The sequence below is a fragment of the Ruegeria sp. CL7 genome, assembly GCF_056536445.1.
Genome location: NZ_JBQFPQ010000007.1, coordinates 1 through 14,664 on the forward strand (window position 1 = coordinate 1; position 14,664 = coordinate 14,664).

The 14,664-nt window shown below is 60.1% G+C and carries 16 protein-coding genes; 7 read left to right on the forward strand and 9 right to left on the reverse strand.

The window, feature by feature from the left end:
- Window positions 1-379 precede the first annotated feature (379 nt).
- Window positions 380-1,567 carry a Zn-dependent hydrolase gene (locus ACR0LI_RS15710; RefSeq protein ID WP_480718819.1) on the reverse strand — a complete coding sequence of 396 codons (1,188 nt, stop codon included), beginning with the start codon at window positions 1,565-1,567 and terminating at the stop codon, window positions 380-382.
- Between the two features lie 136 nt (window positions 1,568-1,703).
- On the opposite strand from ACR0LI_RS15710, the gene ACR0LI_RS15715 reads away from it, so the two are divergent.
- Genes ACR0LI_RS15715 through ACR0LI_RS15730 form a run of 4 tightly spaced genes read left to right on the forward strand, consistent with a single transcriptional unit; the run spans window position 1,704 to window position 5,203 of the window.
- Entirely contained in the window at window positions 1,704-2,354 is a 651-nt protein-coding gene (locus tag ACR0LI_RS15715) for a histidine phosphatase family protein (protein ID WP_480718820.1), read from the forward strand.
- A gap of 18 nt (window positions 2,355-2,372) precedes the next feature.
- Window positions 2,373-2,987, forward strand: a complete 615-nt coding sequence (locus tag ACR0LI_RS15720) for a glutathione S-transferase family protein (RefSeq protein ID WP_480486423.1) — start codon at window positions 2,373-2,375, stop codon at window positions 2,985-2,987.
- Between the two features lie 14 nt (window positions 2,988-3,001).
- Window positions 3,002-4,057: a saccharopine dehydrogenase gene (locus ACR0LI_RS15725; RefSeq protein ID WP_480718821.1), complete on the forward strand. Its 1,056-nt coding sequence runs from the start codon at window positions 3,002-3,004 to the stop codon at window positions 4,055-4,057.
- 3 nt (window positions 4,058-4,060) lie between these two features.
- Window positions 4,061-5,203, forward strand: coding sequence for a saccharopine dehydrogenase family protein (locus ACR0LI_RS15730; RefSeq protein WP_480491953.1), 1,143 nt, complete (start codon window positions 4,061-4,063; stop codon window positions 5,201-5,203).
- Window positions 5,204-5,294: 91 nt separating this feature from the next.
- Here the strand turns inward: ACR0LI_RS15730 and ACR0LI_RS15735 are convergent, their stop codons facing one another.
- From ACR0LI_RS15735 to ACR0LI_RS15750, 4 genes are all read right to left on the reverse strand, one after another.
- Window positions 5,295-5,498 carry a DUF1127 domain-containing protein gene (locus tag ACR0LI_RS15735; RefSeq protein WP_171724662.1) on the reverse strand — a complete coding sequence of 68 codons (204 nt, stop codon included), beginning with the start codon at window positions 5,496-5,498 and terminating at the stop codon, window positions 5,295-5,297.
- Between the two features lie 58 nt (window positions 5,499-5,556).
- Complete coding sequence (locus tag ACR0LI_RS15740; RefSeq protein ID WP_171637256.1) at window positions 5,557-5,784, reverse strand: YjiS-like domain-containing protein; 228 nt, start codon at window positions 5,782-5,784, stop codon at window positions 5,557-5,559.
- A 238-nt stretch (window positions 5,785-6,022) separates the two neighbouring features.
- Entirely contained in the window at window positions 6,023-6,340 is a 318-nt protein-coding gene (locus ACR0LI_RS15745) for a DUF3775 domain-containing protein (RefSeq protein ID WP_117871872.1), read from the reverse strand.
- Between the two features lie 40 nt (window positions 6,341-6,380).
- Entirely contained in the window at window positions 6,381-7,199 is an 819-nt protein-coding gene (locus ACR0LI_RS15750) for a DUF1365 domain-containing protein (RefSeq protein ID WP_171637258.1), read from the reverse strand.
- 146 nt (window positions 7,200-7,345) lie between these two features.
- Between ACR0LI_RS15750 and ACR0LI_RS15755 the strand changes: the two genes are divergently transcribed.
- The 3 genes from ACR0LI_RS15755 to ACR0LI_RS15765 are packed head-to-tail and all read left to right on the forward strand — an operon-like array spanning window position 7,346 to window position 9,113.
- Window positions 7,346-8,002, forward strand: coding sequence for a sigma-70 family RNA polymerase sigma factor (locus tag ACR0LI_RS15755; protein ID WP_480718822.1), 657 nt, complete (start codon window positions 7,346-7,348; stop codon window positions 8,000-8,002).
- 10 nt (window positions 8,003-8,012) lie between these two features.
- Window positions 8,013-8,663, forward strand: a complete 651-nt coding sequence (locus ACR0LI_RS15760; RefSeq protein WP_480718887.1) for a ChrR family anti-sigma-E factor — start codon at window positions 8,013-8,015, stop codon at window positions 8,661-8,663.
- 45 nt (window positions 8,664-8,708) lie between these two features.
- Window positions 8,709-9,113, forward strand: a complete 405-nt coding sequence (locus tag ACR0LI_RS15765) for a hypothetical protein (protein ID WP_171637262.1) — start codon at window positions 8,709-8,711, stop codon at window positions 9,111-9,113.
- Between the two features lie 3 nt (window positions 9,114-9,116).
- Here the strand turns inward: ACR0LI_RS15765 and ACR0LI_RS15770 are convergent, their stop codons facing one another.
- The 4 genes from ACR0LI_RS15770 to ACR0LI_RS15785 form a co-directional block, all read right to left on the reverse strand.
- Entirely contained in the window at window positions 9,117-10,346 is a 1,230-nt protein-coding gene (locus ACR0LI_RS15770; protein ID WP_171637263.1) for a DNA recombination protein RmuC, read from the reverse strand.
- Window positions 10,347-10,403: 57 nt separating this feature from the next.
- A complete protein-coding gene (mutL, locus tag ACR0LI_RS15775) occupies window positions 10,404-12,269 on the reverse strand; it encodes a DNA mismatch repair endonuclease MutL (protein ID WP_480718823.1) in 1,866 nt (621 codons plus the stop codon).
- Window positions 12,270-12,532: 263 nt separating this feature from the next.
- Window positions 12,533-13,462: a metal ABC transporter permease gene (locus ACR0LI_RS15780; RefSeq protein ID WP_171724665.1), complete on the reverse strand. Its 930-nt coding sequence runs from the start codon at window positions 13,460-13,462 to the stop codon at window positions 12,533-12,535.
- Window positions 13,459-14,664, reverse strand: coding sequence for a metal ABC transporter permease (locus tag ACR0LI_RS15785; RefSeq protein WP_170346667.1), 1,206 nt, complete (start codon window positions 14,662-14,664; stop codon window positions 13,459-13,461). The genes ACR0LI_RS15780 and ACR0LI_RS15785 overlap by 4 nt, the downstream gene beginning before the upstream one ends.

The following is a 14,664-nucleotide window of genomic DNA, read 5'->3' on the forward strand; positions in this document are numbered from 1 at the left end:
GAACAGGCATCTCCCAACCCGCAAAATCAACCATCTTGCCGCCAAGCTCGACGTGAAGGTCATACAAGGGCGTGCGCTTCGGTGTGGTCATGATCCGGTCAACTTCCGATTATCCAAAGGTCAAAATGCATAACCGTCAGTCTGCCCCAAGCCGCATAGAATGCAATGATTCCACCCGGTTTTTAGTGAAACACCGATCCGTAGAAGAGGCGGTATACAGACGCATGCACCATGAATGTTCCTATAGGAAACTTTTTTCCGTTAGGCAACAATCCTTGTTTCCATCGCGTGAATTCCCTGGCGTCCGACCGGATACCAGAGGGAAGGATTTCACCGTCGATACATACCTTCTTCGGGATTTCTCGGCGCAAAGTGACGTTCAGACAGAGAGGGACCGCACCGCACGCACCAGACCTTCGAGCCCGGCAATCAAATCGACCTCTGCCGTATCTTCTGCAAAATCATGGCTGATACCGTCGATCGAGGGCGTGAACAGCATCGCGACCGGCATCAGGCGAGACACATTGGTGGCATCGTGCAAGGCCCCCGAGGGCATCCTGCGCCACCGACCCGGTGCGACCTGTTCTGCACCGCGTTCAAGAGCGCAGCGCAAGGTCGGATCCATGGCAACGGGATCCAGCCCCAGCATGGGGCCGTAATCCAAGCTCATCCCCATTTGCTCAGCGGTTTCTTGTGCTGTCGCCCGAATGATCTCCTCCATCCGGGCCAAACGGTCTGCATCAGCATCGCGCCATTGCATCGAGAACCGAACCCGTCCCGGCACGATGGACGAAGCGTTTGGATGCAGGTTGACCCGCCCGATGGTCCAGACCGTCTGCGGCGTGACGACATTGCGAAACCTCTCATTGAGCCGGGTGTTGAACAGGGACAGGGCCTGAAAGGCGTCGCGGCGCAGGTGCATGGGGGTGGTGCCGGCGTGGTTCTGCTGACCTTCGAATGTGATCGACATATCGCGGATGCCAACGATATCGGTGACGACTCCGATTTGGTCTCCGGACGCGTCCAGTGAGGGGCCCTGTTCGATATGCATCTCTATGAAGCCATTGAAACGGGACGGGTCCACGAATCCCTGGGACAGATCTGCCATAGACGATCGGGCCTGGCCAAAGCTGACGCCCGCCCCATCGGTCAACACATCGGCTTTTTCCAGAGACAACCCGCCCGACCAGACAGCAGAACCTGTGGTCACGCCAAACCGCCCCTCTTCGTCCTGAAAGCTGACAACTGAAATGGGACGGTCGACGGAACGTGCAACTTCCAGTGCGGCGATGACGCCAAGGGCGCCGTCCAGCCAGCCGCCTTCGGGCTGACTGTCGGAATGTGATCCCATCAACAGCGAAGGGCCGGACGCCAATCCGAACAGGTTTCCCACCGGGTCAAACTGCGGAGTCAGGCCCGCTTCACGCATACGTCCGGCAAGCCACTGGCGCGCAGCGATATCCGCGTCGGAATAGGCAGGGCGGACAACCCCCTTGCCCACTCCCGCGGCACCGAATGTACGCAACTTATGCAGGTCGGTCAGAAAACGCGTGTGATCGACGGTCATATACCCCTCCGAAGGTTTGTTCGGGGCGAACCATAGCCAGAAACAGAAAAGGAGCGAGGTTTTTTTCGACAGGCGTGAAACCCCTCTGGCACCAGAGGGGAACCTGCCCTAAGACTTCGGCGCAAGAGGGACCGACATGTCACATATCACATTGGTGCGTCACGGGCAGGCAAACACAACGGCGCGGGACGAGGCAAGTTATGACAGGCTCAGCGACTTGGGGCATCAGCAGGCGCGTTGGCTGGGGGCGCATCTGCGCGACACCCGCAGCCACTATGCCCGGGTCTATTGCGGCACCCTGACCCGTCACGCCGAGACAGCGGACAGCATGGGATTGCACGATCCAATCCGTGACGCGCGACTGAACGAGATCGAGTATTTCACGCTGGCGCAACTGTTCGAGGACCAACACGGCGTCGCGATCCCCACCGACCGCGAAGGTTTCGTCGAACACCTGCCCAGAACATTTGCGGCCTGGGCCAATGGCGAAATCACGAACCCGCCGGAAACCTTCGAAGAATTCGAGACGCGCGTGCGCGACGCGCTGCACGAGATCGGGACCGAGGGCGGACCGGCCATCGTCGTGACCTCGGGCGGGTTGATTTCGATGGTGGTGCGGCAGGCGATGGGGTTGGATATCCCGTCAATGGCACGGGTGGCCCTTGCCATCATGAACACGTCGATGCATCGTCTGCATCCGATTGGCGCTCAGCTGAGCCCGGTTCTTTTCAATGCCGTTCCGCATCTGGAAGCCCCTGATCGGCAGTTCGCGCAGACCCACCTGTAACCAGATCGGAGACGCCTGATGCAGCTCTACTATGCACCCCGAACCATCTCGGTCGCTGTCGCGATCGCACTGGAAGAGGCCGGGCTGGAATACGAAGCGATCAAACTCGACTTCGCCGGGGGCGAACAGACGAAACCAGCTTACAAGCAAATAAACCCCAAAGGCCGCGTTCCGGCGCTGGTGGTGGATGGCGGCATCCTGACTGAAACCGGAGCCCTGCTGGAATTCGTTGCGGCCAAGGCCCCCGAGGCCGGGCTGGTGCTGGCTGATCCGGTGATGGCTGCCCGGATGCGCGAAGTGATGTTCTACCTTGCCTCGACCATGCATGTGAACCACGCGCACAAGCTGCGCGGGCACCGCTGGGCCGACAAGAAATCCAGCTGGAAAGACATGAAAGACAAGGTCGCGCAGACGATGACCGCGTCCTGCGATTATATCTCGTCGAACGGCCTGCGTGGTCCATTTGTGCTGGGCGAGGCGTTCTCGCTGGCCGATGCCTATCTGTATGTGGTGTGCAGCTGGCTGGAAGGCGATGGTGTGGACGTTTCGGCCTTTCCCAAAATCGTCGCCTTCCGTGAGGCGATGGAGGCACGCCCTTCGGTTCAGGCAGTGCGTGCTGCCGGAATGCTCTGACAAAAGGAAATAAGATGACACATCTCTGGGTCCGGGCAGAACAGCGCCCGAACGAAGAACGGGTTGGGCTGACGCCGGAAGGTGCCGCCGCGCTGATCGCGGCCGGCATCCGCGTGACGGTCGAGGAAAGCCATGCCCGCGCCATTCCACTGGACGGCTACAAGGAAGCAGGCTGCGAGATCGCGCCCGAGAATTCCTGGCCCGAGGCCCCGCTGGACGCGATCATCTTCGGCCTCAAGGAACTGCCCGAAGACGGTACACCCCTGCCCCACCGCCACATCATGTTCGGCCATGCCTTCAAGGGCCAGCATTCGGGCCGGGCTCTGCTGGAACGGTTCAAGGCGGGCGGCGGCACGCTATATGATCTGGAATACCTTGTGGATGAAGATGGTCGCCGGGTCGCCGCATTCGGCTATTGGGCAGGCTACGCGGGCGCGGCGGTGACGCTCAAGACCTGGGCGGCGCAGCAACGGGGCGAGATCTGCGGCCCTGTCGGCGTCTATCCCGGCAAGGACGCGCTGAACGCCGAACTTCTGGCAGAATTGGACGCCACAGGCGCGCCCCGGCCCCGCGCCATCGTCATCGGAGCTTTGGGCCGTGTAGGCACCGGCGCCGCAGACCTGTGTGAGGCGATGGGCGTCGCGGTCACCAAGTGGGACATGGCCGAAACCGCGCGCGGTGGGCCTTTCCCGGAAATCCTCGACCTTGATCTGTTCCTGAACTGCATCTTCGCGCGCCCCGGAACGCCTGTCTTCGTCCCGCGCGAGGCATTGACCGCCCCGCGCAAGCTGACCGCCATCGGTGACGTGGCCTGCGACCCGGACAGCGATTACAACCCGGTGCCCGTCTATGACCGCGCCACCACGTGGCAAGAACCCGCCCTGCGCGTGGCCACCGACCCGGTGATGGACGTGATGGCGATCGACAACCTGCCGTCGATGCTGCCGGTCGAAAGCTCGGAAGACTATGCCGCGCAACTGCTGCCGTCCTTGCTGACTCTGACCGATCTGGACAGTAGTGTCTGGGGTCGGGCAGAAGCAACTTACAAAACGCATATTGAAGGACTCTGAACGATGACCATTCATTGGTGTGGCACCGGCCTCTCGGCCATTCCCGGCCTGCGTCGCCTGATCGAAGGCGGCCACAAGGTCACCGTGTGGAACCGGACCGTCGACAAGGCCAGGGCCGAGGTCGGAGACCTGACCGACGACATCCGCGCCTTCGACATCGACGCGCTTGGCGCCGTACTGGAGAAGGGCGATGTGATCGTCTCGATGCTGCCGGGCGACTGGCATGTACCGCTTGCGGACCTGGCAATTTCGAAACAGGCCAATTTCGTCTCGTCCTCGTATATCGCGCCCGAGATGCGCGCGCTGGACGACAAGGCGCGCGACGCCGGCGTCGCACTGGTCAACGAGGTCGGGCTGGACCCGGGCATCGATCACCTGATGGCGCATGCGCTGGTGGACGACTACCGCGCCTCCGACGCCTTCGACCCGAAAAACCACCTGAGCTTCATTTCCTATTGCGGCGGCATTCCCAAGAACCCCAACCCGTTCCGCTATAAATTCAGCTGGTCGCCGCTGGGCGTGTTGAAAGCGCTGCGGTCGCCGTCGAAATCGATCCGCGATTACGCGCCGCTGGACGTTGCCCGCCCCTGGGATGCGATCAGCAGCTATATCGCGCCGCTGCCCACACCGGAGAGCTTCGAGGTCTACCCGAACCGCGATTCGATACCCTTCATGGCGCAATACCATTTCGAGGATCACTGGCCGGTCAAGGAATTCGTCCGCGGCACGCTGCGTCTGAACGGCTGGGCCGACGCGTGGTCGGATGTGTTCACCGAGATCGAAACCCTGTCCGGCCCGGAAGGGGATGCGCGTCTGAAAGAGATGTCGGACCAGTTCTGGGAGGAAAACGCCTATGACGAAGGCGAGCCTGATCGTGTTGTGTTGTGCGTGGGATTGAAGGCCGAGAAAGACGGCGTCGAAGTCTGGCACAAGACCTATGTCATGGATGCCTGGGGCGACGAGCGTGGCACGGCGATGGCGCGTCTGGTGTCGATTCCGGTCTCACTTGCGGTCGAGGCCGTATTGAACCGCGCCATCCCGGCCGGTGTTCACGCGGCCCCCAGCGATCCAAAGCTGGTGCAGGGATGGATGGGTGAAATCGAAAAGCTGGCCCAACATCTGCAAATCGTCGATCACACGGCCTGAATGCAAAAAAGCCATTCCAGACTGCCTGGAATGGCTTTCATTGTTCCACTTTACGCATGTTGTCCTCGTTCGGGTTTCCCTCACCCGGACTTCAGATATACCGCTGGATGGTATCTTCGATATCACTGCGGTTGATGCCCAGCTCGGACAACTGATGATCGGTCAAAGCATTCAGATGCTGGGCTGCGCGGACAATATCAGGGCTGATCGAACGGATTCGCATGGCACGATCGAACAGCAAAAGCGCAGTGGCGGCCGGAGCCGGTTGATTGGTGGGCGGTACGACGTCGAACATTCTGGTAACCTCGCTAACATGCTTTTGGGTATTGTCTCAGTTCACGCTGAATGCTTGATCACTGCCGGTATGGCTTGTTGTGATACACACTTTCATATGCGCGTCTTTTGATCTGATCCCGCTGGATGCCGATGTCGGCCAGTTGTACGTCATCAAGCTTTTCCAGATCCCGCACGGTTTTCGAAAAAATCCGGCGGCGGAAATGCTCGACCTTTGCTTCCGCATAGTTTGAAAACAGACCGTCAAGCAGGCCACCCCGGCCTTCGAATGTTTGTGTATGTGCCATGTCTTTCTCCTCCTGAACTCAATGTCTTTGTCTTCCTGACATCAGATTTGGGAAGGCTGCCTTAACGTTGCCAAACCGGTTCATTAAGGTTTGTTAAGACTGTATTGGAGGGAAAGTTCGGGCTGGACCGGCGCGTTGATTACAGTCTTCGATCCAGGCCCGCGACATGTCTTTTCAGTGGCGGATCAAGATAACGCGAATGTCGATCCGTCGCAGAAACCGCCCCTTTGCAGGCAGGTCACATCAGATCGTTTTCAACGTCCTCGGCTGATATCCCCAGCGCGTCCAGACCGTTCTCAAGGTGGTCTGACATGTGCGGAGTGCCGATCAGGTAGTCGGCACAGGGGGTCGAGGCCTCGGCCTTGGCAGTGGCAATCGCTTCAGCCAGATCCTCGGCGAAAAAGCTTTCGCGGCCGATCCACATGATGGCAACCAGTTCGGCTTGCTCGTCTTCGCTCATACGTTCGATGAAGGCGCGCATTTCACCTTCTGCCCGGTTCAGCTCGCGCCCCATCATGGCAATCTGAGCGACCTTTCTTGCCGATATTTCCAACATGCATCAGCTCCTCGTGTTCGCGGTTGTTGTGCCATCACAATCACCGAACGGGGGGCGAGTCTTTGATCTTACGCAAACAACGGCCCTCGTTCCGCGCACGCGAAATCGGCCGGTCCGGTACCGGTTGCCTACGAAACGGGCGAAAGGTGGCTTTTTTCAACCACAGCCTGAAAGCCTGCCAGACGATCAGTGCAAAGGTTCTCCGGGCGCCGAATGGCCGCCGCAGCAAGGACCACAGAATCACGCGGTTCGTCAGGGGTTGCCGCGGGCCGGTCAGCGTCGCGATCAGCCCACCATCAGCGCGCCCGTAATCAATCCAGACACCGACGCGATCCGCGCGATAGTCGAAGCGGAACGTGTAGCTGCCTTCGATTTTCTGAAACGGTGAAACATGCATCAGCTTGTCCGCCACCACCCTGTCAGTCGGTTCGATGACCGAGAAATCGGGTTTGTGACACAGGTAACTGTGACGGGTGCCATAGGTATTGGTGACCTCGGCCACCACCGCATAAAGGTGATCGCTGTCGTCAAAACAGAACCAAAAACTGACGGGATTAAAAACGTGCCCCAAAACGCGCGGTTGCGTCAGCAACTTGAAACGCGCCGGTTGTTGCACCGACATTTCATCAAATCGCGCGCGGAGCCACTGGGCCCCTTCCCCGTGACCCGGCTCTCCCCCATGGTCGGTGGTGCGCCAGTTCGTGACATTCGCGCGATCAACCGAAAACAGCAAAGGGGTGTCCAGCTCTGCTTCGGGGTCCAACAGGATGTAATCGACCGAGTATCGGAATGCGTTTTCAATCGCACCCTTGCGCCCGTGATAGGTATGACCCGCGATATGGTCTATTTCCTGCGTCATCCGCTGCTTTCTGGCCTTCCCGTAAACGCCTTGAACTGCACTGATTTCCCTCAGATGCTGGCAATTCTGATACGGCAACTTGCACAATTTGGATCATAATGTCCCGATAAAGTGATCCGGCTTGGGGAACGCGCCGTAATGAGGTTATGTTTACCGAGATCGATACCGTGACCTTGGACGAACCTGCGGCTGAACCGGCCGCCCTTCAGCCTCGGCGCGAAAAGAAACGCATCAAGGGTAGACGGGTGAACGGAAATAACGGCGGGCGCGAGACCAGAACCGAATGGGTGGATCACGTCAGGCGCATCCGCGACGCGCAGGACCAGGCGGCATTTGCCGAACTGTTCCAGCACTTCGCGCCACGGATCAAGGCGTTCCTGATGAAGTCAGGATCAGACGCCACGATGGCCGAGGAGTGTGCGCAGGAGGTGATGGCGACCTTGTGGCACAAAGCCCATCTGTTCGACCCGGCGCGGGCAACTGTGGCTACTTGGGTATTCACGATTGCTCGGAACAAGCGCATTGACGTTCTGCGAAAGCAACGCCGCCCCGAACCCGAAGAATTGTGGTGGGGTCCCGAGGCCGAGCCTGAGCAGGACGATGTCATCGCGCTGCAACAGGAAACCGCGCAGCTTCGCACCGCTTTGACAGCGTTGCCAGACGCGCAGAGAGAGCTGATCGAAAAGGCGTATTTCGGTGATCTGAGTCACCGCGAAATTGCGTCTCAGACCGGGTTGCCCCTGGGAACGATCAAATCACGAATCAGGCTGGCGCTGGACCGCTTGCGCCATGCAATGAACTGAGATGAGTATGATGAGTAAGTCGATCAAACATCACCTGACAGATGACCTGCTGATGGCATACGCAGCAGGCAGTCTGCCCGAGGCATTCGACCTGATGGTCGCGACGCATCTGTCGCTCTGCGACCATTGCCGTGCGCGGGCGGAAAGTTACGATGCCGTAGGTGGGCATGTTCTGGAGGAACAGACTGTATCCATCGCCATGAGTGATACATCTCTGGCCGCGACTATGGCGTTGATCTCCAAAGGTGCGCCAGCGGCCAAACCGGCGCGTCCGAACTGTCCGGTATTGCCGGCCCCGTTGCAGGATTATGTCGGCGGTACGGTTTCGGATATCCGATGGAAACCGATCGGCATGGGTGTGAAACAGGCCATTCTTCCAACCACAAGCGAGGCCTCGGCCCGGTTGCTGTTCATTCCAGCCGGAACGGCTGTACCAGATCATAGCCACAACGGTATAGAATTGACGATGGTGCTTCAGGGCGCATTCTCGGACGAAGTGGATCGCTTCGCCCGTGGCGATGTCGAGATCGCGGACGAGGATTTGGAACACACGCCTGTGGCGGACATTTCGGAAGATTGCATTTGTCTGGCGGTTACGGATGCACCGTTGAAATTCACCAAGCTGATGCCGCGCCTGTTCCAACCCTTCCTGCGCATCTGAAATTGCCCGCGAGGGCCGCGAGCGGCGTGTTTGAAAGGAATGATCATGTTCGCAAGACTTGCTGTGTGCGCCCTTCTCGTTGCTGTCGCGCCCGTCGTATCGGCCCAAATGTCGGCCGAGGTTCAGTTTCAGCCCGGCAATTTTGGCACCATGGTCAGCGGAACCATCTCAGGAGATGAGTACTTCGACTATTCGCTGGGCGCCAAAGCCGGGCAGGAGATGTTTGCCGATCTTCAGGTCAGCGACACCAATGGTAACGGCGTGATCTATTTCAACATCCTGCCGCCGGGCAGTGACGGTGTGGCGATTTATAACGGGTCGATTGACGGCAATACGGCTCGGATCACCCTGCCCGACGATGGAGACTATACGATCCGCGTCTATCTGATGGGCAATGACAGGGATACCGGAAAAACCGTGGGGTACAATCTGGACCTGTCCATCCAGTAGATTTCAACCTTCGTGACGAGCAAGGGGCACAACGCCGTTTTCGGCCTTGGTCTCGATTTCTTCAAAGTCGAAATTGTCCAAACGCTGCGCGCGGCGGCCAGCCTTTTCGGCGCTGATCTTGATTTCCGAGATATCCTTGGCCGCCTGCCCGAAATGACGATCCAGGTTCGAGACGCGATCACCCAGGCGGTCCACATCCTTATGCAGCAACCCCAGCTCTTTGCGGATCGCGCCGGCCTGTTCGCGCATACGCGCGTCTTTCAGGATCGCCCGCATGGTATTCAGCGTGGCCATGCACGTCGTCGGGGACACGATCCAGACCCGCGCGGCGAACCCTTCACGCACGACATCAGGCAGACGCGCGTGCAGTTCGGCGTAAATCGCCTCGGAAGGTACGAACATCAAGGCGCCGTCCGCGGTTTCCCCGTCCAGGATGTATTTTTCGGAAATCGCCTTGATATGCACTTTCACCGCAGCGCCGAAGGCCCGCAGGCATCTCTCGACATCCGCCTTCGTCTGCGCAGCGGCCAACGCCTCGAAATCCTCCAACGGGAACTTTGCGTCGATCACGATCGGTCCCGGCGGGTTCGGCAAGTGAATCAGGCAATCCGCCCGCCTGCCGTTCGACAAAGTGGCTTGCAACGAATAACTGTCAGCGGGCAGCGCCTTGGACACGATATCGTTCAGCTGGATTTCCCCGAACATCCCGCGCCTCTGCTTGTTTGACAGGATATCCTGCAAAGACAGCACATCGCCTGACAGTTTGGTGATATTGTCCTGTGCCTTGTCGATGGCGGCCAGACGTTCCTGCAATTGGGTCAGCGAGGTCGCCGTCTGTTTCGACGAGCCATGCAACGTTTCTTTCATCCGTTCCTGCATCTCGGCCAGCGCACGCGCCGATTTCATCGCATTATCCGCCAACCGGTCATTCATCTGTTGCTGGACCGAAGCCAAACGCGCCTCGACCGTCTGAATCACCTGCATCTGCGCGTTGGCCTGAGTGTCTGAGACATGCTGAAGCCCGCCGCGCAACTGTTCTTGCCCCTGGCCCAGTTGCTGAACATGCTGACCCAGATGCGCCATCTGCCGCGCCAGAGGTTCCGCCATCCGGGCCGAGCGGTTGGCCGCCCGCAACGAAAGGAACAGCAGCAGCAGAATCAACGCCACCACGCCACCCACGGTCAGTATCACGGGATCATTCAACGCCATCTCAGTGCCTGCAATCTGGATCATGGGGGTCAGTTTGTTCTCGTTTTGTTTCTATCTTGTTAAACCGTGTTTGAAACCAGATCAACTGCGTCCGAACAGGCGTTCGATATCGCTGAGTTTAAGTTCCACATAGGTTGGTCGCCCATGGTTGCACTGGCCGGAATGCGGCGTCGCCTCCATCTCGCGCAGCAGGGCATTCATTTCCTCGGCCCGCATTCGACGGCCGGATCGGATCGACCCATGGCAGGCCACCCGGCTGAGGATCGCCTCGATCCTTGCCTGCACCATCTGGCTTTCACCCTGATCGGCGAGTTCATCCAGGATGTCGAGGATCATGGCGCGCGCATCGACTTCGCCCAGAATGGCGGGGGTTTCGCGTACGGCAATGGCGCTTCCGCCGAAGGGCTCGATGGTCAGGCCAAGGCGCGTCAAGTCATCTGCGACGGCCATCAGGCGGGCGCAATCCCCTTCCGACAATTCCACGATTTCCGGAATCAGCAGGGCCTGCGCCGCGACGCCATTCTCGGCCATCTGCGTTTTCAGCTTTTCATAAACCAGCCGTTCATGTGCAGCATGCTGATCTACGATCACCATGCCATCGGCGGTCTGGGCTATGATGTAATTCTCGTGCACCTGCCCGCGGGCAGCACCAAGCGGCAGATCCTGCGCCTGAGGCTGCTCCTGCATCTCGGCGACCTGCGCAACCGGGGTCGGCTCGACAATGCTGCCGCTATAGTCATTGGCCAGCTCGGCAAAACCCGGAGCCTGCGCACGATACGCCGCCGTGCGCGCGGCAGGCGACGGACGATCCATCTGGTAAACCCGCGCCGGAGCAGGCTGTGCAGGTTCTGGCCGCATCGCGCCCAGCGTCGCATTCGCCACGGTCGAGGATGCCCTGTGCCCGGCTTCCGCCAAAGCATGACGCAGACTGGACACGATCAGCCCCCGCGCGACGCCGGGATCCCGGAACCGAACCTCGGATTTCGCGGGGTGGACGTTCACGTCAACCAGCGTGGGGTCGCAGTCGATGAACAACGCCGCAGCCGGGTGGCGGTCGCGGCTCAGGAAATCGAAATAGGCCGCCCGCAGCGCGCCGGTCAGCATCTTGTCGCGCACGGGGCGTCCATTGACGAAAAGATACTGTGTTACGGCAGCCCCACGCGAGTAGGTCGGCAGGGCGGCATAGCCGTACAGCCGGATGCCATCACGCGAGGCATCAATCTGCAAAGCGTTTTCTGCGAATTCGCGCCCGATCACGCGGGCCAGTCGGGCGTGGAGCGCATCAAACAGATCTCCGTTCTCGCGATCCGCGCGGAAGGTCACGCGACCCTCTCCGCCGCCGGATACATCCCGCAGAGCGAATGTCACGGAAGGTTCGGCCATGGCCAGCCGTTTCACAATATCGGTGATCGCCTGCCCCTCGGCCCGGTCCGTGCGCATAAATTTCAGGCGGGCCGGTGTGGCGTAGAACAGATCGCGCAGCTCGACCACAGTCCCCGCGCGCAGGGCGGCGGGTTTGACCGCATCCATCTTGCCACCCGCGACGTGCACCTGCGCCGCATCCGCGCCGGGAACACGGCTGGTGATGGTCAGACGCCCAACAGCACCCAAGGATGGCAGCGCCTCGCCCCGAAAGCCGAAAGTGTGGATGTTCAGCAGGTCCGAACCGTCAATCTTTGACGTGGCATGGCGGGACAAGGCCAGCGGCAGATCTTCCGCCGCGATACCGCAGCCATCATCCGTGACCCGGATCAGGGTCTTGCCGCCATCCGCGATATCGATGGCGATCCGCGTGGCCCCGGCATCGATTGCATTCTCGACCAGTTCCTTGACCGCCGAGGCCGGTCGTTCCACCACCTCACCAGCCGCGATGCGGTTGATTGCGGCATCGTCGAGCTGCCTAATTACGGGGCGTTTTTCGCCGATATTGGGGTTTGCCTGCGCCATACCCCTACACCTAGCATAGTCGCGCACGATTCTGCCACCGGTTTGAACCGCAGATTCTAAAAGAGAGGGGGCGCCCGGGTATCCGCGAACGAGAACTCATTCCGGATCACCCGGACGTGCCAAGTGAGTGGTGTGTTTCAGCTAATTTATGAGACCGCATGTATCACGCACCTGTCGGAAAATCTGCTTAAGATTCTCGGGCTCAGTTTCTTGGCAGAGATTGGCCGATGACGTGTGGGCCTGTGTGGCGGGAAGATGCCTGATCAGGCAGATATGCGCGCACCGATCCTGCCCCGGCAGGGTCCGAACATCGCTGCCGCCGCAAGAATCAGGCCTGACATCGTGGCGATCATACCCGCCGCGCTGACGGCATCCGCGCCGCCCAGCCACAGCGGGCCATAACCTGCCAGCACATAGCCCGACACCGCCGAGGCAATGGCGAACACAACGCTCCAGGCGATCTGCGCTTCCAGCCGGTTGGTCAACATCCGCGCCGCGGCAGGCGGGCAGATGAACATGGCGATCACGATGATCGAGCCCACCGCGTCAAAGGCCGCCACCGCCGCGATGGCCGCGGTGATGACCAATGCCATGCCCAGAACGCCGGTGCGAATGCCAATGGTCCGGGCAAAGCCTTCGTCGAAGGTAGAGATCTTCAGCGGCCGCCAGAACAGCCAGGTGAACAAAGACACACCGAGCAGTGTCAGCGCTATGCGGGGTAATTCCGGGGGCAGCCCGGACAGCGCCTCTGTGTCCAGCAAGGACGACCATCCGGTGGCGTCCAGCCAGATCAGGCTTTCGAGATTGCCGTAAAGCGCATGTTCCACATCCAGATGCACCGTCGACGTATCCGTCTGCTCAAGCAGCAGGACGCCCGCGGCGAACATGGTGGTAAAGACCACGCCCATGGCGGCCCCCGGTTCGATCTGACCCAATCGGCGAATGGCTTCGATCAGCACCACGGCCACAACGGCAGCGCCCGCCGCGCCCAGCATCATCGGCCAGGTCGATATCGCCCCTGTGATCAGAAACGCCACGACGATCCCCGGCAGCACCACATGGCTGATAGCGTCTCCGATCAATGCCTGTTTGCGCAACACCAGAAAATTGCCGGGCAACGCGCAGGCAATGGCCGCAAACGTACCGATCAGCAACGGTGTCAGAGACAGAGGGACAAATTCTTCACCACTCATACCGGCACCCCCATTGGCCCGCCGATGCGGCGGTCTATCTCGGCGATCTGGTCGCGGGTCAGGACGGTTTCGATGTCCCGTAACCCGTCATAAAGCGCGGCTGTTGCCTCATGCGCCTGATCTGCGCGCACGATTTCCCAGCGCTTTTCGTCCCGCAACGCCTTGGCCGCGCGGGCTTTGCCGATATCGGTCGCAACGCCGTCCGCGCGCACCAGCCCAGCGCGGCGCAGCAAGCGCAGGGTCAGGGGCTCGTAGATCTTTTGCCCCTGCGCCAAGGCCAAAAGACCCTGACGAATATGCACCCGGCGCTGAAAGCGTAAATGGCGCAGCACCGCCGCCAGAACGCCACGTATCGGTGCCAGAAACAAAGACACGACAAAAAAGGCAAAGCTGACCAGAACGATAATCGGCCCCGTCGGAAGGTTTGGCGCCGAGGCCGAAATGGCCGCGCCAATGTACCCCGCCAACCCGCCGGCCAATCCCGCAAGCAGAACCACATGGTCCGAGCGTTCGGACCAGAACCGCGCGGTCACGGCGGGAATGATCAGCAAAGCCACGATCAGAATCAGACCTACGATTTTCAGGCCGACCACGGTCACGGCCATGACCAAACCCATCATGGCCAGATCGATCCTGTGCACCGGCAACCCGCGTGCTGCGGCATATTCAGGATCGAAGGCCACAAGAATCATCGGGCGACGAATGATCATGACCAGCAGCAGCGTCGCAGCGCCGCCGACCGCAATGATCATCGCATCAGCCCAGAGCATCCCGGCAGTGGATCCCAAAAGGAAGCCTTCCAGCCCGGCCTGACGGCCTACGCCCATCGTCTGTATGACCGTCAGCAACACGATGCCAAAGCCGAAGAAGACCGACAGGACCGCTCCGATGGCGGCATCTTCGGCCAAACGCGTGTGACGCGTCAGCCAGTTCATGCAGAGAAGGCCGATCCAGGCCGAGATGGCCGATCCTGCCAACAGGCCCAGCAGGTTGCGCCCGTCTCCTCCCAGTGCGACCAATACCATGAAAGCCAGACAGACGCCCGGCAGGGTTGCGTGGCTGATTGCGTCACTGACCAAGGCGCGCTTGCGCAGAAACAGAAACGTCCCCGTCACACCGGCTGAAACACCCAGCAAGGTTGCACCGATGGCGACCAGCGTGGCGTTGTAGCCAAGTTGCAGGGTCAGAGCATCCCAAAGCAT